The organism is Pseudodesulfovibrio cashew (assembly GCF_009762795.1).
Lineage (GTDB): Bacteria > Desulfobacterota > Desulfovibrionia > Desulfovibrionales > Desulfovibrionaceae > Pseudodesulfovibrio > Pseudodesulfovibrio cashew.
The window spans coordinates 1,450,499-1,469,948 of sequence record NZ_CP046400.1; the positions used below are offsets into that span (position 1 = coordinate 1,450,499).

Sequence of the window (19,450 nt, forward strand, 5' to 3'; positions counted from 1 at the left end):
CGTGCGACAGGGAAGCGGCGGGCGTGGACGGGGAACGATCAGGCGGGGGCCATGGCCTTGGTCAGCTGCATGAGCACGCCAAGGCCCTTGCGCACCTCTTCGTCGCCCATGGCGCGGAACAGGTCCATGGCGCCCACGGCCTCGGCCCGGGAGAGGTCCACCCTGCCGGGCAGGGAGGCCATGTGCTCCACGAAGCCTGCGGCTTCGGGCGAGCCGAGCTTGCGCAGCACGCCGGTCAGCTTGACGAGCGTGGCGCAGATTTCCTCGATCTCTTCGGGCGAGTAAGTCTCAGCCAGTTTCTCCAGAGTGGCGAGGCCGGTGCGGAGCAGGGCGAACACGCCCTTTTGCTCCAGCTCGTCGAGACGGTTGATGTAGTGCGGCACCGTGATCTTCATCAGCGGCTCGGCGGTCTGCACGAAGTCGATGAGATTCTTCATCTGGTTGAGGGCGAAGTCGATATTGCGGATGTTGCGCAGCATGTCCTTGCCCAGCCGGGTAAGGTCCGAGAGCTGGAAGTCGGAGTCGATTTCGGCCAGCTCCACAATGACGTGCCGGACAAGTTCGTTGACGCGCGGCGCCAGCTCCTCCTTGAACTCGCTCATGGTGCGGGCGGACTCCGCCAGCGGGGTCATGAGCGCCTCTAGTCGGTCGAGCCGTTCGAGAATTTCGTCTTCCCGCTTCATGGCTAGCCCTCCTTTTCCACGTACCGGCGCACCTTGCCGGCCAGGCTCATCTCCGGTTCCAGAGGCAGCTCGAGCCCCTTCATCATCAGGTTCCAGTAGACCCAGCGGAACATCATCTTGCCCCAGTAGTTGCCCAGGGACTCCTTGAGCAGGTCGAAGGGGCCGATGCCCGGGAACGGGAACATGCCCGGCAGCGGTTCAACCGTGTAGTTGAAGTCCAGGAGTACGGCCTTCTCAAAGCCCGAGGCGAGGAAACAGGTGGCGTGGCCGTCGAAGGTGGGTTTGGCCTCGTGCCCGTCGATCTCGCGGATCAGGTTGTTGACCACGGTGGTGGACTGGTAATGGGCCGTTGACCCGGCCTTGGAGGCCGGGACGTTGGTGGCGTCGCCGATGACGAAGACGCGGTCCATCCCCTCGGCCTTGAGGGTGTGGTTGTCGGTCTGCATGAAGCCCATGGGGTCGCCCATACCGGAGTCGAGGATACACTTGTCCCCGAGGTTGGGGGGGATGGAGACGAGCAGGTCGTAGCCGACCTTGCGCCCGTCCGCGGACTCGATCTGCTTGTTCTTGGCGTCCACGTTGTCCAGGGCGAACTGGGTGGTGACGATGATGTTCTTGCGCTCGGCCAGTTTGGTCAGGGCCTTGGTGGCCACGGGCTTGGTGAACACGCCGTCCAGCGGGGTTACCAGTTCGATGTCCACCTTGTCGCGCACCCCGGCCGTGGTGAAGAACCAATCGGCCATGAACACGAACTCCAGGGGGGCGATGGGGCATTTGTAGGGCACGTCCGCGATGTTCAGGACGATCTTTCCCTCGGAGAAATACTTGAGCTCCTTTCGCAGGGCCAGGGCACCGCCCAGAGAGTAGAAGTCGAAGACCGAGTCTCGCCAGCCGTCCATCATGCCGTCCACTTCGGAGGGGTCTATGCGCGCTCCCGAGGCGATGACCAGCCAGTCGTAGTCGTAGGCTCCCTTTAGGGTCTCCACCTTGCGGCCCTTGGCGTCCACCCGCACCACCGTGTCGAGCACGAACTCCACGCCCTCGGGAATGAACTCCCGTTTTGGTTTGAGTACGTCGTTCTTGGAGTATATGCCGAAGGGGATGAAGAGATAGCCCGGCTGGTAGTGGTGTTTTTCGTCCCGGTCGATGATGGTGATCTCGAACTCCTCCTCGTCGAGTTCCTTTCTGAGCAGGTTGGCCACCATGGTGCCGCCCGCGCCCGCACCGATGATCACTATTTTCCTCATGTCGTACCCCTCGGTTCAGGTGGACCCGCGCCGCATCCCGCCGGACGTTCCGGCAATGCCCAGCGGCGGAAGGTGAAGATGGGGAACCAGAATAGCATGGAGTGGAACGGAGACGCATTATTTTCTGCGTATTTTGCGGCAGGTTCCGAATCCGCCCGAAAAAGCGGACTAATTTGGTCTGAAATGGCAGAGGGGAGGCGTTGCGGATCGGGCGTGCAGGGCGTGGAAGCGGAACGGAGCGGAAAAATCACTTTTTTTTTCTTTTCCCGAACGCATGGGATTACTGACGGTTTTTTGACGGATTATGCCTGTTCGGGCACAATTTTGGATATTTAATAATAATAAAAACAGCATATTGAGAGTATCAGTGTCAAACCTTGAGTAGGTGCCAGTTCTTTGGCAAGATCAATGAGCGCCCCATACGGTTTTTTCACACCGGATAATACACAAGGGGAAAAAACATGACATTCGACCTGGAACGGGCTTCGCGCCATTTGGAGACCAAACTCTCCCAGCTTCGAAAGAAATCCTACATTTCAGAAGAGCTGATCGACCTGTTGGATGAGGTTGCGCATAGGCAACTGGAGGCGCGGGTGGAAGCGGACGTGGTCCTGCCGCCGGACAATGCCATGACGCCGCCTGAGGCTGTCCTCCAGGGTGTGTCCCTTGTGGCGCGGGAGGAGTTTCCGTACGACGCGGCCCAGGCCGGAGCGCTCCTGCATACGTTTATCGGCGTGCTCCGCAGGCGGGGCGGGCCCTTGGGGCTGGCCGCAGCCTCGGTGGAGCAGGCCCTCGATTCCGGGGCGTTGACGCCTGCGATCCTGTTCCGCAAGTTCCTGGACGACGATTCCGCCTTTTTCGGCTCCTGGGCCGAGCGCATGCCCGATGCGCCCAAGACTGCGTCCTTCCTCGCCTTTGCGTCGCTCAGCCCCTCCTTTGAGGCCGCCGCTGACATGCTGGCCGGGAAACTGCCCGAGATGAAGGTCCCGGCAGTGGGCACCTGCCCGGTCTGCGGGGCCCTGCCGCTCATCTCCTCCCTCAAGGAAAAGGAAGGAGTCCGTCACGCCACTTGTTCCTTCTGTCGCCACGAGTACCGGATCAAGCGGATTGCCTGCCCGGTCTGCGGTGAGGAGGACCAGAAGAAGCTGACCTTCTTCACTGTGGACGAGGAGCCCGGCTTCCGGGTGGACGTCTGCGAATCCTGCAAGACCTACATCAAGACCATCGATTTTCGCGAGTTGGACCGCATCGCCGTGCCCGTGCTCGACGACCTCGACTCCCTGGCCCTGGATTACGTGGCCGCAGGCCAGGGGTACCGGCGGGCAACGGTTTCCGCGTGGGGATTTTAACCGGGAGGGCTTGAATGTCCACCACCCAGATGCCCATGAACGTACACGCCATCCCTTCATCGCTCTGCGTCCCGGACACGCCGGACGGGTTCGCCTCGCTCCTTGGGGATGACGACAAGGCGCGCGACTATCTGCTCTCGCTGGCCTGGCCCACGGGAGACACGTTCTGTCCGCGCTGCGGACACCGCAAGGTCTATACCCTGTCGGGCGAGCGGCTGCGCTGCGCCAGCTGCAAGTACACGTTCCAGCCCTTTTCCGGGCGCTGGATCAACAACGGCGCTCTCTCGCCCTCGGAGTGGCTGAGGCTGGTCTCGCTTTTTGTGGATGAGTGCTCGGTACACCGGATGAAGGAGCAGCTCTCCCTGTCCTACAATACGGTATACAAGGCCCTCACCGCCATCCGGTTCGCCATCCTTGCACACGCCATCGACGCCCGCGCGCTCATCTCGCCGGCCACGGGCCTCGATTCTTATCTCAAGGGAAACCGGCTCACCGGCGGGCCGCGCGAGATGCGTATGGACACCATCCCCGTCTACGGCATCCTGCGCAGGGACGACCTCGTCTTCATCGACCTCGTGCCGGGGTTTCACGCGGAGACGCTCTTTCACTTCCACATGAACTTCCACCTCAAGCTCATCCGCACCGGCAATCTGGTATACACGGATCGCTACAAGGAATACGACGCGCTGCTCTTCTGCGGCAACGACTCGCTGCCCTACGAGATCATCCGGCGCTACGACGAGCCCCCGCACATCGACGCGGTGAGCGACGATTTCTGGGAGTACGCCCAGCAGCGCATCAAACGCTTCCGGGGCATCTCCTGCCAGCGTTTTCCGCTGTATCTCAAGGAATTGGAGTTCCGGTTCAACAACCGGGACAAGTCCATCGCCGAGATCATCGCCGCCTATCTCTGCGCCCTGGTTCCCGACCTGGACGAACCGACCGGTGTGGGGCGTTGAGCCGGGCGCGCTGCGCGCCGCTTCGATCCCTTCGAGGGCCTGACTAGTTCCTGCCCCACATGCCGTTCTGGACCCAGCCCAGGTGCTGCCGGGCGATGAAGGCCGCCACCTGCTTGGCCTCGTCCAGGCCGAAGGTGGGTTGTTTGGTGTCCACGGCAACGTCGGAGACCATGGCGATCAGCTTTCTGTCGACCTCGTTGCCGCTTTCGCAGAGGGGGCGGTCGTGGGCGTCGGAGCGGTGGATCTCGATCTTGGGAAAGTCCGAGCGGAAATACCCCTCGGCGATGACGAGCTGGCGGTCGGCGAAAAATTCTTCGAGGAGTTCTTCGAGGGTGAGTTCGCGCTGAACCGTTTTGATCACGGCCACACGCTCCGGGGAGGAAACGCAGACCGTTTCCGATCCGGCCTTGCGGTGCCGCCACGAGTCCTTGCCCTCCGTGTCCATCTCGAAGGAGTGGGCGTCGTGCTTGATGGTCCCCACGGAGATGCCGAGGGCTTTGAGCTCGGGGAGGAGCTTTTCGATGAAGGTGGTCTTTCCGGACTGTTTTTTGCCGACGATGCAAATGAGGGGTGCTGCCATGGATGAACCTCGTCAGTGTGAAAGCTGGAGTAAAAGGGCGAACGTTGCGCCGCCGTGCCGAGTGTCAGTATAGGATAGGAACGGGAAAAACGCCATGGCCGGGGGGAAGGATTCGGCCGGGAGGATGTCATGGAATCCTATGATTACGTGGTACAGGAGTACCGGGGCGGTTTCGTCCGCACTGATATCAAGTCCATTCGCGAGGTGCCGCTGACCATCATGCTCAACGGGCGTGAGGTGGTGACCCTGCTCTGCACCGCCAAGTATCCGGAGTACCTCGCCGTGGGCTTCTTGAAATCGGACGCCTTCGTGACCGCGCCGGATCAGATCACGGACCTGACCATTCGTGATGAAGGCGATCGCCTGGTGGCCGAGGTGGAGACCTGCCACGACCCGTGGAAGGATCGGGTCATGGAGCGTTCCATCACCTCGGGCTGCGGCAAGGGCACCAACTTCGGGCGCAACGTGGCCACCGTATCCAAGCGGCGGCTGGGCGGCGACATCCGGGTCACGCCGGAACAGATTCTCAGCCTGGTCCGGGAGCTGCACTCCCGCTCCGAGCTCTATTGCTCCACTCGGGGCTGTCACAATTCCTCCCTGTGCACGCCCGAGGAGATGCTTCTGTTCCGGGAGGACATCGGGCGGCACAACGCCATAGACATGATCTGCGGCCAATGCTTTCTGGACGACGTGTCCGTGGAGGACAAGATGATCGTGTCCACGGGCCGCGTGGCCTCGGAGATCCTGCTCAAGGTGGTGCGCATCGGTGTGCCCATCCTGGTCTCCACGGCCGTGGCCACCAGCTTCTCCGTGGAGCTGGCCCGCAAGACCGGCATTACCCTGGTCGGCAACGTCAAGGAGGACAGCTTCTGGGTCTATAATGACAAGGGGAGGATCATCGGTTTCTAGACGACGATCCCGTGCGGAACCGTCTCGGCAAACTTATCGGTAGCACTTTTTTCAAAGAAGATTTATGGATGGGGTCATGAGTGACAGCACCGTTTCCCGCAGCCGAGCCCTCCGACGTCTTTCAAAGTACGCCCGGCCGCTGGAAGCGGTGTCTGTTTTTCCAGGGGATGCCGTGGGCCTCGCGGCCTCTCACAACGTGACCGCTCATTCCGACGTGCCGGAGCAGGCCTGCTCGGTTCGCGACGGTTATGCTCTGCATACGGCGGATATCGAAAAGAGCGGTCCCATGCACCCGGTGCGCCTGGCCGTGACCCAGACCGTGCGCGCCGAATCCCTCAGCCCGGCCGAGGTCCTGCCCGGCACGGCCGCCCGCGTCCTTACCGGCGGCCTGGTGCCGCCCGGCGCAGATTGCGTTCTGGCCGAAGAGGACGTGGAAGAGATTACGGACGGGGAGGGCACCGCCATCCTTGTCCGCACACCGGTCCGTCCCGGCTGGTTCGTGCGCCCGGCGGGCGGCGAGATAGCCCGGGAGTCCGTCATTCTTCGCGCGGGCAACGTGGTCACCCCCCAGGCCGCGGCAGTGATGCTGCGCACCCGCGTTCCCTCCCTGCACGTACGTCCCCGCCCCAGGGCGCTCTCCCTGGCCCTTGGCAGCGAACTCTACGACCCTACCGACCCCACCGCCACAGGCCGGGTTCCGGCAGACAACCTCCTGCTCACACGCTCCCTCCTGGAACAGGCCGGGGCCGTGGTCACGGGCACGGGTATCGTCCCGGACGAGGAGGAGCGTCTGGTCGAGGCCCTGTCCTCCGCCGATCTGCCGGACATGGTCCTCACCACCGGCGGCACCGGACGGAGCGAGCGGGACCTTGCCCGGTCCTGCGCCCGCAAGGCCGGGTTCGAGACGATTTTCGACCGGTTGGATATCCGGCCGGGGAGGCACATGTTCGTCGCCCGCCGCGACCGGACCCTGCTCTTTTGCCTGCCCGGTCCGCCGCCCGCGGTCTTTGCCTGCTTCCATGTGGCGGTCCTGCCCGCCGTCCGCATGCTGCGGGGGCTCGGCGAGCTTCCGCCTGTCATGGCGAGGCTGGATCAGGGCCTTTCGGCCCGACCCGGCGGCGAGTGGGTCTTTCCTTGCGCCCTGGAACGCCGGGGCGCGGCGCTGGCCGGGACGCCGCTGACGGGCAAGGAACATCCCCCCATGCTGGCTTTGGGCCGAGCCCGCGCCGTGGCCGTGCTCAAGGGCGGGGACTCCATCCTGCCCGGCGGTGATGTGGAAATTCTGACCACCCTTTTCGAGTAGCCGCACGTTCCGTGCGGACGACCTTCTCCCGTATTTCGTTATCGGCGTAGTCCCGCCAGGGCCGCATCCAGGGCGTCCAGAGCGCTGGCCTTGCCCGAAGGAAGCCTGACCTTGAGGGGCAGGTGGTTGGAGGCATGGTTGGCGAGGAACAGGCCCCGCTTCAGCTCTATGCCTTCGAGCATCTCGCGGATTTCGGTCAGCAGGCCCGAGACCGTAAGGGGGACGAACTCGCCGCGTTCGGCCCTGGCGTACAGTTCCGTGCCCGGCACGAGCATGAGGGAGAGGGCGCCGATCTGATCGGGCTGCATCCGGGTGAGGGCTTGGGCCGTGGCCCCGGCGTGGCGTGAGGAGCGCTCCGCACCGCCCAGGCCGTTGATGACCGTGACGTTCAGCTTGAACCCGGCCTCGCGGGCGCGGCGTCCCTGTTCGATGATGGCGGCGGCGGTGCCGTGCTTGCGCATCTCGGCGAGGATGGCGTCGTCGCCCGACTCAAGGCCCATGTAGACGATGCCGATGCCCGCTTCCTTCAGTTCGCGCAGTTCCGCGTCGCTCTTCATGGCCAGGGACTTGGCGCTGGCATAAGTGCCGATGCGGGTCAGCCACGGCAGCCCTTCGCGTACCTCGGCCAGGATGGAGAGCAGCTTGCGCTGGGGGATGATCAGCGCGTCCCCATCGCAGAGAAAGAGGTGGCGCTGCCTGCGGCAGTAGGTCGCGGCGAACTCGATGTCGCGCCGGATGGTGGCCTCGTCCTTGATGGCGAAGCGCTTGCCCTGGTACGCGCCGCAAAAGGCGCACTTGCCGTGAGAGCAGCCCAGCGTGACCTGGAGGAGGATGGAGTCCGCCTCGCTGGGCGGCCTGATGATCATGCCCTGGTGGTCCATGGCCGCAGGATAGCATCGGGTTCGCCGGTTGAAAACCTCGGAGAGAAGGAAGAATCATTGACCAATTCATGATGATCTTTTAATGTTTTTACGGTGTGAAATGCCTTACGCCCCAGGACGGGCTCATGGCCGAAAGCCTGTAAAAATTGGACTGCTCCATGCCTCTGAAGAAGAACCCCGCCAAACCCACCTCCTACGTCTCCCTGGACGAAACCTCGCGCGCTCTGCTCGATTCGTCTGTGGAGTCGGCCTACGTCATGGACGTAAGCGGCTATGTCCTGGCGGCCAACGACGCGGCGGCCCGGATGTTCGACCTGGAGAAGGGCTCGGCCCTTGAGCAGAACAATGTGTACGACCTCCTGCCGGAGGGGGCCGCCGAAGTGCGCAGGGCCAAGGTCGGGGAGGCCGTGGCCTCCACCAAACAGGTCCGTTTCGAGGAAGAGGTCGCGGGCAGGGTGCTGGTGCACTCCATCGTGCCCGTCCCGAACCCCTGGGGAGAGGTGGGCAGGCTCGCGGTGTCCACTCTGGACCTGACCGAGTTGCGCCGCACCGACGAGGACCTGCGCCGCGAGCAACAACGCCAGATTTTCTTCATGGAGTCCCTGCCGGGCATCGTCTACCATCTCTACCCGGACAAGAGCATTCGCTACGCCAACCGCTACTTCCGCAAGTATTTCGGCAGCCCCAGGGGCAAGGATTGCGAAGCGGCCCTGAACTGTTCTGCGGACTCCTGCCTGGGATGTCCGCCCATGGAGGCCATGGAAACGGACCGGGCCGTGGAATGGGACTGGACGGACAACAAGGGCCGGACCTTTCATCTCCAGTGCAGCCCCATGACCGACTCGTCGGGTGAGCGCATGATCATGGTCCTCGGTATCGACATCACCGCGAGAAAGAGGGCCGAGGACGCCCTTAAGCTGGCTCACGACAAGTTGGAGGACCGGGTCCGCCAGCGCACCAGGGACCTGGAGAAGGCCAACACCCAGCTGGTCAACAAATCCCAGCGGCTGGTCACGGCCATGAAGAAGGCGGACGCCGCCACCCGGGCCAAGTCCGCCTTCCTGGCCAACATGAGCCACGAGATCCGCACTCCGCTCAACGCGGTGCTGGGCATGGCCGAGCTGGCCCTGCACACGGGCGACGACGGGAAGAAGGACACCTATCTCAAGCAGGTCATGGAAGCTGGCAACTCCCTGCTTTCCGTCATCAACGACATCCTTGATTTCTCCAAGATCGAGGCCCGCAAGATGACCTTGGAGAAACTGGACTTCGACCTGAAGGCCACCCTGGACGCGGCCCTGGACATCCACCGCCTCCAGGCGGCGGAAAAGGGGCTCAACCTGAGCTTTTCCGTTGCCGACGACGTGCCCCGAACCCTCTGCGGGGACCCGGCCCGGCTCAAGCAGATTCTCATCAACCTGATATCCAACGCCATCAAGTTCACCGAGCAGGGCGGGGTGGACGTGGGGGTTTCCCTGGTCTTCGCGCCGGTCGAACTGAAAACCGGCGAGGCCGTGGTGCTGGAGTTCGCGGTGTCCGACACGGGCATCGGCATTCCGAAGGACAAGCAGGAGGATGTGTTCAAGTCCTTTCTCCAGGCCGACGACTCCATCACCCGCAAGCACGGCGGAACCGGATTGGGCCTGGCCATCTGCACCCTGTTGGTGGAACTCATGGAGGGTGAGCTGAGTCTGGTCAGCGAGGTGGGCGAGGGGTCCACGTTTTCCTTTACCGCCGGGTTCACCCTGGGCGACCCCGAAGGGATCGTTCGCGAGGGTGGGGAGGCGGCCCAGGACGCCGTCAACATCCCCAAGCTCAAGGTGCTGCTCGCCGACGATAACGCCCTCAACCGCGAGCTGGCCTCCACTCTGCTGGAGGAGCAGGGGCACGAGTGCGTCCGGGTGGAAAACGGAGCGCAGGCCCTGGAGGCGGTCAAGGAGGAGCATTTCGACGTCATTCTCATGGACGTGCAGATGCCGGTCATGGACGGCATATCGGCGACGCGAGCCATTCGCGATCCCAACTCCGGCGCGCTCAACCCGGCCATTCCGATCATCGCCATCACCGCGCACGCACTGGTCGGCGATAGGGAGCGGTTCATCGCCGCGGGCATGAACGATTACATTTCCAAGCCGATCAAGATGGCCAGCTTCTACCATGTCCTGGCCCGGACCGTGGGCCAGGTGCCACCGTCCGGCATACCCCATCCTGAAGAAAGCGGCGCAGAGCCCGAATCGGCCAAGTTCGAGCGGGAAAAGGCGCTGGAGATGCTCGGAGGGCGTGAGGACCTGCTCGGCCGCATGGACGCTATCTTCCTGCGCGACGTGCCCGGCGAGTTCGAGGAGTTGTGCTCCTTTTGGGAAAATCGGGATTGGGACAACGCCAAGCGCATGGCACATTCCATCAAGGGCTCCGCCCGCACCGTGGGAGCCCAACGCGCAGGCGCCGTGGCCGAGCAGATGGAGTTCTTCTGCAAGCACAAGGATGCGGCCTCGGCCGGGAAGGAACTGAAAACTCTTGAGTCGGAAGTAAAAAACGCGTTAGAATTCATACAGAACGCAACGAACTCTTGACCGGCGAATCCGCCATTAGCGAAGGAGCGGAAGGATGAAAACCATTCTTGTTGTAGATGATGCCCCGATGATCCGGGAGCTGCTCAAATCGGTACTGGAAGCCGAAGGCTTCGCCGTGATTGAAGCCGCCGACGGGGAAGAGGCCATCAGGCTGTGCCGGGACAAGGACGTCGACCTGTCCATCATCGACATTTTCCTGCCCAAGAAGGGCGGCCTCCAGGTCATGGGGGAACTGATCAAGTCGGACAAGCAGCACAAGTTCATCGCCATCTCGGGCGGCGAGGCCTTCAATCCCGAGGCCATCGTGGAGCTGGCCAAGGTCTTCGACGTGGTCGAGACCTTCACCAAGCCCATCGACACGCGCAAGCTGGTCGAGACGGTCAAGGCCGCACTGGAAGACTAATCCAGGCGGACTGCGGTTGCCTCGCCATGAAGAAAGCCCCGGACCGTTATAGTCCGGGGCTTTTCTCCGATTTTTCTTCGGGAAAAACATTCTGTGACGGTCAGGCCGCCCTGCACAGTCAGCTCACGTCCACGGTGATGCCTTCGTTGACGTAGAAAAGCACCTTGAACCTGCGTTGCAGCTTGACGACCACTTCCTCCACGGAGCTCTCGCCAATGCCCTCCACCCGGATATAGGTGATTCGGGTGCCGCCGTCGCTGGCGGTGAAAACGTTGGAGCAGGTCAGCCCCATGTCGTGAATCTCGCTCAGGAGTTCGAACAGGGGCGCGGTCTGGGGATCGATCCGGAAGGCGAGCCGTGTGCCGGAGTTGGTGGACCCGGACACCGAGCAGAGAAAGCGGAGAATGTCGATCTGGGTGATGATGCCGGTCAGTATGCGTCCTTCCAGCACGGGCAGTCCGCCGATCTTGTGTTTGACAAGAATTTCCGCAGCCTCGTCGAGGGAGGTGTGCGGTGAGACGGTGATGGGATCAGTGGTCATGATATCCCCGGCGGTCAGCGTGTAGAGGCCGCCGCTCCTGCCCGAGGTCACGTCGCCGGGAATGAACTTTGAAGGCATGGCGTCGCGGATGTCGCGGTCGGAGACAATGCCCACCAGCTTGTCGCGGCTGTCCAGAACGGGGAACTGGCGGATGTTCTTTTCGCGCAGGATCTCCGCCGCATCCATGACCGAGGAATTCACCCCGAGCGTTATGACGTTTCTCGTCATCCAGTCTCTGACAAGCATTCTTTCCCGCCTTTGTTGTCCCTCGCGACTTCTGCATGAAGCCGAATTGATTTCTTGTAAGCGGTCGGGAAACAAAATGCAACGTGTCGGCACGTCACAAGGTTTTTGATTTTTCCCTGACTTCCCTGACCAGGGCCAGGAATTGCGGCCTGAGCGCTTCTACTTCCGGCCTGATTTCTTCCAGGGGCTCGCTGTAGCACTGCTTCTCCAGCGCCCTGGCCCGATGCACTATTTCCATGGCAAGCACGTGGCTGGCTATGTTGGTGATGGAGTGGACGGCTTCGCCCAGTTCGGTCATGTCCTCCGTCCGCAACGCGTTGTCGAGCTTGTCCAGCTTGGCATCCGCTTCTTCCAGGAAGAGTTCGAGGATTTCCTTGAGTAGCTCCGTGTTGCCCTCGAAGCGGCTGATCAGGCTGTCCATGTCCAGGCTCACGGTTTCCTTGCGGGCCGCCGGGCGCGAGGGCATGGCCGGCTTGGAGCGTGGCTCGTTGGGGGTGTGCGCCGCCACTGTGCGGGCAATGGCGGCCGAAAGCTCCTTCATCTCAACAGGCTTGCTCACGTAGTCGTCCATACCCGCCTCGAACATGCGCTCCTTGTCACCTTTCATGGCATAGGCGGTCAGGGCGATGATCGGGATGGAGGGGTCGACTCCTTTGGCCCTGCCTTCTCGGATGCACCGGGTGGCGTCGATGCCGCCCATTTCCGGCATCTGGATGTCCATGAGTACGAGGTCTGTTTTTCTCCCGGTTTCCTCCAGGAGCCGAATGGCCTCCAGTCCGTTGCCTGCGACCGTGACCCGGTGGCCGAACATGGTCAGGAAATGGGTCAGGAATTTCTGGTTCAGGGGGTTGTCCTCGGCCAGCAGGATGTCGAGGTGCAGCCCCGCGGGCAGCACGGCCCGTGCGGGCTCGCACCTGGGTGCCGTGGTTGCGGGGACGTCCATCCAGGCGGTGAAGGAGAAGACGGAGCCGAAGCCGTCAGCGCTCTTGACGCTGATGTCCCCTCCCATCATCCGAACGAATTCCCTGGAGATGGTCAGGCCGAGGCCGGTGCCCTGGTGTGTTTTCGCGGAGGAACTGTCCACCTGCGTGAAGCTGTCGAACACGGTGGCCAGCTTGTTCTCGGGGATTCCTATGCCCGAGTCCTGCACGGTGAAGAGGAGACAGACCCGCTCTTCCTGTCTTTCCGAAATCTCCACCGAGACGTCCACATGGCCGCGTTCGGTGAACTTGACGGCGTTGCCGATCAGGTTGCGGAGAATCTGCCCCAGCCGGTCCTTGTCGCCGCGAAGGGTTTCGGGGACGTCTCCGGCTACCGCCTGATTGAGGGCGATGGGCTTCTTCTCCACTGCCGGTGCAAAGTGGCGGGTGGTGGTTTCCAGCAATTGCCGGATATCGAAATCCTCGGGCTTCAGCTCCATCTTGTGGGCCTCGACCTTGGAGAGGTCGAGGATGTCGTTGACGATGGAGAGCAGGGACCGGGCAGCCTCGCGGATCATGTCCATGTGCTCCCGCTGCTCCTTTGTCAGGCCCGTGGTGATGGTCATCTCGGCCATGCCCAGGATACCGCTGATCGGCGTACGGATCTCATGGCTCATGTTGGCCAGGAAGCGGCTCTTGGTCCGGTTGGCCTCCTGCGCTGCGATGCGGGCCTCTTCCGCCGAGCGGTTGGCCTCTTTCAATTCGTCCTCCATGCGGTCGCGCAGGATGGCGGCCCCGAGTATGTCGGCCAGCATGGTCATGGACTCGATTTCCACGGGCATCCACTCCCGCTCCTCCCGGCTGTTCGTCAGGCCGAAGAAACCCCACCAGGTATTGCCCACGAAGACAGGGACGAGGATGACCGACTGGGTTTGCAGCCGTTCGAAGAATATCCGCTCGCCGGTTTGGAAGTCCCGGACGTTTCCCGCCACGATCTTCCGCTCGCCCAGGATGGTCTTCCAGCGGTCGAAGGTTGGGGAAAAGGGCTGGTCCTGGAACTCAGGGGATTCGAGGAGGGGCGTGACCTGTCCGTCGGTCCACTCATGGATCATGGAAAAGACGGTATTGTGCGAGGCGGGGCTCTCCTTCCGCCGGAACAGAAAGCTGCGGGAGACCTCCGAGACCTTCCCCAGGTTGGCCATGGCCTCCCCCAGGCCGGACCGCCAGTCCGGATCCCGCAGCACTTTGGAGGCGAAAGATGCGACGATCTGGAGAATTGCGTCCCTGCGAAAAAGGAAGTTCTCGAACTCCCGCTCGGGCGTGACGTCGCGGATCATGCCGAGGACCCTGTTTTCGCCGCTTTCGCTGTCGAACTCCACCTGGCGGTGCAGACTCAGGTAGCGGATTTCGCCGTTGTCCAGCACCACGCGGTATTCGAAATCCAGCGACCAGCCCTGCTGGAACGTGGCCTTGTTGGCCTGCTCGAAGATTTCGAGGTCCTCCGGATGAACCAGCGTGCGCATGCTTTCGAAACTGTCGGTCAGCCGCTCGTCGTCGCCCAGGATGCGCCGGAGCCCTTCGGACCAGCGGGTTGTGCCATCCTTTTCGATTTCCCAACTGCCCAGCCTGCCGCTCTTCTCCTGCCAGCGGAACAGCCGTCTGTCGTCTTCGAGCTGTCGCTGCAGTTCCCGTTGCCGGGCGAGGTGTCGAAGGCAGCAGGCCATGCCTTCCGGAGAAGCGCTGAAAGGGTCGAAATAGGCGAAAGCTCCGGCTTCCAGCGCCACCTTGTGCATGCCGCCCGGATCCGGTGCCAACAGCAGGGTTTCACGCTCGTATTCCTCCCTGATGCGGCGGATGGCGCGTCGCCAGGAATCGTCGTCCGGGCCCGGCACGAGAATGACCAGGTCTGTTTTGCGGCCTTCCAGTTCCCGGACCCCTTTGGACACCGTGTCGTAGGACAACGGCTTCGTGTAGCGTTCGGCCAGCAGTCTACGCAACAACCCTCGGTCGGCTTCCTTGTGGGCGAGGATGAGTATGCCCTTTTCATTATTCACTTTTTTGGCCTCCGGCGTGAGCTGCATGGTGGAGCTTCATCACTCCCTACCATCTTTACTATCCGCACTTTCCCGTGAGTACAACCGCTTTGCCCCTTTTCCGTGTTTTCCATGTCGTCTCGGAAAACCCAACCGTGATCGTCTGAAATGACAACGTGTTATCCTGTCAGCTCCCTTGCTTTCTCCTGGTGGCCGGTTTACCTTTGGGGCAGGCTCGGTTTTTTCCGCGCCGGACGGGGCCTGAGAGCCGGACGGAGGCCTCTCCATTGGGGAACCGGCGCTTCGGGTGCGGTCGGGCCGTCCTGTCTTCGCGTCGGCGGGGTACGGGCGAGACGCAAACACGGCGGGGACTCATGCGTTTTTTCAGTTGGTTTCTCTCCATTCTCCTGCACGTCGTGGCGGCGGTGCTCCTGATCCAGGCCGTCCGTCTGGCCCCGCCGGAAGCGCCGGAATGCATGGAGCTGGACCTGACCAGGCTGGAGCGGCCGGAGGAAGCACCTCTTCCTGTGCCCGCCCCGCTTCCCGCCCCTGCGCCCGCGCCGCTCCCTGCGCCAGCCGAGCAGGCTCGGCCCGAGCCCGCTCCTCTGCCCATGGACAAGACCGTGGTGCTGGACGACGCACCACCACCTCCTCCCGCCGAGGCCCCGGCTGCCGTTCCGCAATCATGGCCCGAGCCCGGCGTGGCGGAGATCAGCCCGGTCAAGGTGCCCCGGACCGAGCCTCTGTCCAAGCCCGTTCCTCCGCCTGCTTCAGGCCCTGATCCCGATGCGGGCAAGATCATCGTGCGCAAGGACGACACTATCGTGCACCGGGGACACGAGGCGCGTTTCGGCCGCTCCATGATGGCGGACTACTATTCATACTCTTCCTCGGAGTTTTCCGGCCAGTTCCGCACCAGGGATGACCGGACCATCTCCATCATCGACGCACGAAACACCCAGTACGGGCGGTTCCTCCTCTACGACTCCAAGCACAAGACACTGCGGCGGCTCAAGGAATTCGGCAAGTACGTGTACACCATCGGCCCGTCGGCCTGGGAGGACGAGCCCGTGGTGGGCACCATCACCTTCCTGGCCAAGAACGACCGCATCGAGCGATTCATACTGACCACGGACGATGACCGCCTGGCACACTTCCCGGTCAAGGTCCATGTCCGTGAGGAGGAGGTCCGCTTTCCCACCAACGCGGGGATCAGGAGCGGCTATGTTTCCCTTCCGCCCGAGGGCGAGAAGGGGCGGGGCGTGGTCGCCGTCCATGGCAATAGGTGCGTGGAGCAGGGGCTCCTGCTGGGCTTCACCCGGACCCTGTCCGCGAGGGGGCTCGCCTCCCTCTCCTTCGAGCCCCGGGGGTGCGAGGACGGGAGCGGAACGCCCGAGTCCGTCGAGACGCTGGTCTCCGACACCCGGGCGGCGTTGAGTCATTTCGGCGAACTTGCTCCGGTGGATTTCCGCAAGGTCGGGCTGTGGGGATACGGGCCGGGCGTGCCGGTTGCCGTGGAGGCGGCGCACGGCGGAGCTCTCTCTCCGGCATTCCTGATCTGCGTCCTTGACGACGCGCTGCAGGTGGAGGCCTTCCCTGGAAAGGAGATCCTGTCGCGGCTGGATATGCCGGTTTTCTGGCTGATCACCGGGAGAGACGTATCCCGTTGGCAGGGCGCAGTGGCCACGCTGGAGTCCCTGCGAGACGGCGGTAAGCGGTTCACGGTGGTGATTTCCCCGGTTCGGGAAAATTTCGGGACCGACGGCTCGGCCCAGGCAGCCTGGGTGGAGCGGGTCACGGAGAACCATGTCCGCCTTGCCGTGTCCTGGCTGGAAAATCTGGGGCTTTGACGGGAACGGACTCGAATTACGCCCCGTTATTTGAAAAATGAGAACCTCCCCTTTTCATTACAGAACATTCGCGTTATATTTAATGTACCTATGCGAAATTTGAAACCGGAAGCCCGGATGCGATACCGTGAAGCACACCGATGAAGCCCCCATTGATGCCGGCCCGACGGCAATGGATTTGACCCCGGACCTGTTCCGGAAGGTCATGGAGGTCTCGGGAGTGGCCATGGCCATTCGCGGGCCGGACCTCAAGCCCATCTACGCCAACAACGCCTTTCTTTCCCATTACGGGTACACCCGGCTGGAAGTCGACACGCTCTCGGCGGAGAAGGTCCTTCCCGATGAGACTATTGCCCTGTACGCCGAGGAAGTCCTTCCGGCCATTCGGGCCGGGGAGAGTTGGGAGGGCGAACACGCCATACGGACCAAGAGCGGCCGCCAGTGCGTGGTCTGGAGTCGGTTCGATCCGGTTCTGGATTCCCAGGGCAGGGTCACTCACGTCATTTCGGTCATGCGGGAGGCCTCCGACTCCGGGCTTGTCCGCAGCGCCCTGTCTATGACAGAGCGCCATCTGCACTTTCTCTCCGAGAATACCCGCGACTGTCTGTTCCGTCTGAATCTGGAGACCGGGACTTATGACTACATCAGCCCCGGAGTGACCTGCATGACCGGGTATACGCCTCAGGAGTTCTACGGCGTGGTCCGCCCCCTCCGGAACATGGTCCCCGAAGAGTGGCGCAAGGTGATGGACGAACGTTGGGAGGAGCTTCTGTCCGGCCGGACCGATCCCGAGCACGTAATGCCGATCGTGAACAAGAACGGTACGCTCCGGTGGCTCAGTCTCCGGTTCACCCTGGTCCGGGACTGCTGCGGAAAACCCGTTGCCGTCGAAGGGATCATGACCGACGCCACCCAGACCAAGCTGGCGGAAGAGGCGCTCAAGGCCAATGAGCAGAAGTACCGGCTGCTGGTGGAGAACATTTCCGACGTTGTCTGGACCCAGGACGACGCGCGCCGTTTCACCTACGCCACTCCGTCGGCGGAGTTCCTGTGGGGGTACCCGCTGGAAGAGCTGCTTCAACTGGATCACAGGGAGTTGTTTACCCCGGAATCCCGCAAACGGATGGAGGCCATCAGCCAGGCGCGCATGCAGGACGAGAAGGAGGGGCGTTACTCCCTCAATCGTGAAGTCTACGAGCATCTGCGCAAAGACGGTACCAGCATCTGGGCCGAATCGGTTGTTCGTCGGACCTTTGACGAAAAAGGGAATCCACTGGGCTATCTGGGGATGACCCGCGATATCACGGAACGAAAGCAGGCGGAGGATGCGCTGCTGGAGAGCGAGACCCGCTTCCGCACTCTGTTCGAGGACTCGCCCATTTCCCTCTGGGAGGAGGACCTGACTCGGCTCAAGGCGTATTTTGACCAGCTCAAGACCGAGGGTGTGCAGGATTTCCGGCAGTTCTTTTACGACAACCCGGACAAATTGGCTCATTGCGCCACGCTGGTGGACGTGGTGGGGGTGAACAAGGCCACCCTGGAGTTGCTCCGGGCCAAGTCCAAGGAGGACCTGCTTGGCAACCTGGACAAGGTTCTGACCGAGAGTTCCATGGCCGCCTTCACCGAGGAGATGATTCTTCTGGCGTCCGGGGGGTGCGAGTATTGCGGAGAGATCACGCACCGCACGCTGGAAGGCGACATCATCTGGGTCGTGGTCCACTTCCTGGTGCCGCCCGAGTATGAGGATTCCCTTTCCAGAGTCATCGTCTCACTCATCGACGTCACGCCGCGCAAGCGGGCCGAGCAGGCGCTCATGGAATCCGAGGAGCGCTATCGGGTGGTGGTGGAGAACACGCGGGAAGGCGTGGCCGTGGTCAAAGGCGCCGAGACGGTTTTCGTCAATGAGGCCATGGGCCGGATTCTGGGCTATTCCGGTGAGGAACTGAAATCGGTCAGCCCATTGGACAGGGTTCACCCGGAGGACCGGGAGCTGGCCCGGAAGCGTTTTTCCGACCTGGACTCCGGCAGGGAAAAGGAGGGCGTCGCGGTCCTGCGGATCGTCACCGGACAGGGGGCCTTCCGCTGGGTCACCCTCAACGTCAAATCGATCATGTGGGGCGGCGAAGAGGCGAGGCTGAAGATGCTGTCCGATATCACCCCGCACAAACGGCTTGAGGAAGAGCTTCGGGTCGCCCACGCCGAGATGGAGAAGCGGGTCCGCCAGCGCACAGCCGAGCTCTCCGAAAGCAACGCCAAGCTGACGCGGGAGATTCAGGAGCGGGAAAAGGCCCAGGCTCACATTCTTTCCCTTACCCAGCAGCTTATCCGCATTCAGGAGGACGAACGTCAGCGCATCTCCTGCGATCTCCACGACAAGGTTGCCCAGGACCTCTCGTCCACCGTGCTCAGCATGGAGACCCTGTTCGACGGCTACACCATCATCGATCCGGAGATACTGGCCAGGGGCAAGGCCGTGGCAGGTGTCGTACGCCGGACCATCGCCGAGGTCCGTGATATCGCCTATGGCCTTCGGCCTCCGGCCCTGGATCAGCTCGGGTTGACCCGCACTCTGGAGCAACTCTGCTCGGATACTGCGGAACGCTCCGGTTTGAACATTGACTTTTCCGCCGTGGGCATTGAAAATGTATCGTTGGATTTTGATACTGAAATCAATATCTATCGAATGATTCAGGAGGCGTTGACCAACGTGGTCAGGCACGCCGGGGCCACCGGCGCCACGGTCCGGCTGGTCAAAAGCCATCCCGATCTCCTGGTCCGGGTCTCGGACGACGGCCGGGGCTTCGAGCTCAACAGGCGCAGGGCCGAGATCGTGGCGGAACGGCGCATGGGGTTGACCAGCATGGAAGAACGTGCGCGCCTCATCGGCGGGGCCATGGAAATCCGCTCCCGGCTGGGAGCCGGCACAAGGATCATCTTGAAAATACCGTTGACCGCTGCCAGGAGGCGATGAAT

Annotated in this window: 15 protein-coding genes; 9 read left to right on the top strand and 6 right to left on the bottom strand. The window is 62.5% G+C overall.

The annotated features are described in order from the left end of the window. Positions 1–38 precede the first annotated feature (38 nt). A complete protein-coding gene (locus tag GM415_RS06455; RefSeq protein ID WP_158947001.1) occupies positions 39–683 on the bottom strand; it encodes a DUF1641 domain-containing protein in 645 nt (214 codons plus the stop codon). 2 nt (positions 684–685) lie between these two features. Beyond that, a complete protein-coding gene (sqr, locus tag GM415_RS06460) occupies positions 686–1,930 on the bottom strand; it encodes a type III sulfide quinone reductase, selenoprotein subtype (protein WP_158947002.1) in 1,245 nt (414 codons plus the stop codon). Between the two features lie 78 nt (positions 1,931–2,008). Here sqr and GM415_RS06465 point away from each other — a divergent pair, with 78 nt between their 5' ends. The 3 genes from GM415_RS06465 to GM415_RS06475 all read left to right on the top strand — a co-directional run bounded on the left by GM415_RS06465 (position 2,009) and on the right by GM415_RS06475 (position 4,238). Next, positions 2,009–2,266: a hypothetical protein gene (locus tag GM415_RS06465; RefSeq protein ID WP_158947003.1), complete on the top strand. Its 258-nt coding sequence runs from the start codon at positions 2,009–2,011 to the stop codon at positions 2,264–2,266. Between the two features lie 125 nt (positions 2,267–2,391). Continuing rightward, positions 2,392–3,279 carry a formate dehydrogenase accessory protein FdhE gene (locus tag GM415_RS06470; protein ID WP_158947004.1) on the top strand — a complete coding sequence of 296 codons (888 nt, stop codon included), beginning with the start codon at positions 2,392–2,394 and terminating at the stop codon, positions 3,277–3,279. Positions 3,280–3,314: 35 nt separating this feature from the next. Beyond that, positions 3,315–4,238: a transposase gene (locus GM415_RS06475; protein ID WP_422393764.1), complete on the top strand. Its 924-nt coding sequence runs from the start codon at positions 3,315–3,317 to the stop codon at positions 4,236–4,238. A gap of 43 nt (positions 4,239–4,281) precedes the next feature. Here GM415_RS06475 and mobB read toward each other — a convergent pair whose 3' ends face one another. Beyond that, the gene (gene mobB, locus GM415_RS06480; protein ID WP_158947006.1) at positions 4,282–4,818 is read right to left on the bottom strand and encodes a molybdopterin-guanine dinucleotide biosynthesis protein B; all 537 of its coding nucleotides are present in this window, start codon (positions 4,816–4,818) and stop codon (positions 4,282–4,284) included. Positions 4,819–4,947: 129 nt separating this feature from the next. On the opposite strand from mobB, the gene fdhD reads away from it, so the two are divergent. Together fdhD and GM415_RS06490 are read left to right on the top strand one after the other, a co-directional pair. Next, positions 4,948–5,727, top strand: coding sequence for a formate dehydrogenase accessory sulfurtransferase FdhD (gene fdhD, locus GM415_RS06485; RefSeq protein WP_158947007.1), 780 nt, complete (start codon positions 4,948–4,950; stop codon positions 5,725–5,727). A gap of 76 nt (positions 5,728–5,803) precedes the next feature. Next, positions 5,804–7,030 carry a molybdopterin molybdotransferase MoeA gene (locus GM415_RS06490; protein ID WP_158947008.1) on the top strand — a complete coding sequence of 409 codons (1,227 nt, stop codon included), beginning with the start codon at positions 5,804–5,806 and terminating at the stop codon, positions 7,028–7,030. A 38-nt stretch (positions 7,031–7,068) separates the two neighbouring features. Here GM415_RS06490 and GM415_RS06495 read toward each other — a convergent pair whose 3' ends face one another. After that, positions 7,069–7,896, bottom strand: a complete 828-nt coding sequence (locus GM415_RS06495; RefSeq protein ID WP_242012384.1) for a radical SAM protein — start codon at positions 7,894–7,896, stop codon at positions 7,069–7,071. 173 nt (positions 7,897–8,069) lie between these two features. Here GM415_RS06495 and GM415_RS06500 point away from each other — a divergent pair, with 173 nt between their 5' ends. Both GM415_RS06500 and GM415_RS06505 read left to right on the top strand, forming a co-directional pair. Continuing rightward, positions 8,070–10,484, top strand: a complete 2,415-nt coding sequence (locus GM415_RS06500; protein ID WP_158947010.1) for a response regulator — start codon at positions 8,070–8,072, stop codon at positions 10,482–10,484. A 34-nt stretch (positions 10,485–10,518) separates the two neighbouring features. Then, positions 10,519–10,887: a response regulator gene (locus GM415_RS06505; protein WP_158947011.1), complete on the top strand. Its 369-nt coding sequence runs from the start codon at positions 10,519–10,521 to the stop codon at positions 10,885–10,887. 118 nt (positions 10,888–11,005) lie between these two features. Here GM415_RS06505 and GM415_RS06510 read toward each other — a convergent pair whose 3' ends face one another. Together GM415_RS06510 and GM415_RS06515 are read right to left on the bottom strand one after the other, a co-directional pair. Then, the gene (locus GM415_RS06510) at positions 11,006–11,674 is read right to left on the bottom strand and encodes a CBS domain-containing protein (RefSeq protein ID WP_158947012.1); all 669 of its coding nucleotides are present in this window, start codon (positions 11,672–11,674) and stop codon (positions 11,006–11,008) included. 94 nt (positions 11,675–11,768) lie between these two features. Then, entirely contained in the window at positions 11,769–14,648 is a 2,880-nt protein-coding gene (locus tag GM415_RS06515; RefSeq protein ID WP_158947013.1) for a hybrid sensor histidine kinase/response regulator, read from the bottom strand. Between the two features lie 353 nt (positions 14,649–15,001). Here GM415_RS06515 and GM415_RS06520 point away from each other — a divergent pair, with 353 nt between their 5' ends. Together GM415_RS06520 and GM415_RS06525 are read left to right on the top strand one after the other, a co-directional pair. Next, on the top strand, positions 15,002–16,477 hold the full coding sequence (locus tag GM415_RS06520) for an alpha/beta hydrolase family protein (RefSeq protein ID WP_158947014.1): 1,476 nt from the start codon (positions 15,002–15,004) through the stop codon (positions 16,475–16,477). A gap of 127 nt (positions 16,478–16,604) precedes the next feature. After that, positions 16,605–19,448, top strand: a complete 2,844-nt coding sequence (locus tag GM415_RS06525; protein WP_242012385.1) for a sensor histidine kinase — start codon at positions 16,605–16,607, stop codon at positions 19,446–19,448. Positions 19,449–19,450 lie beyond the last annotated feature (2 nt).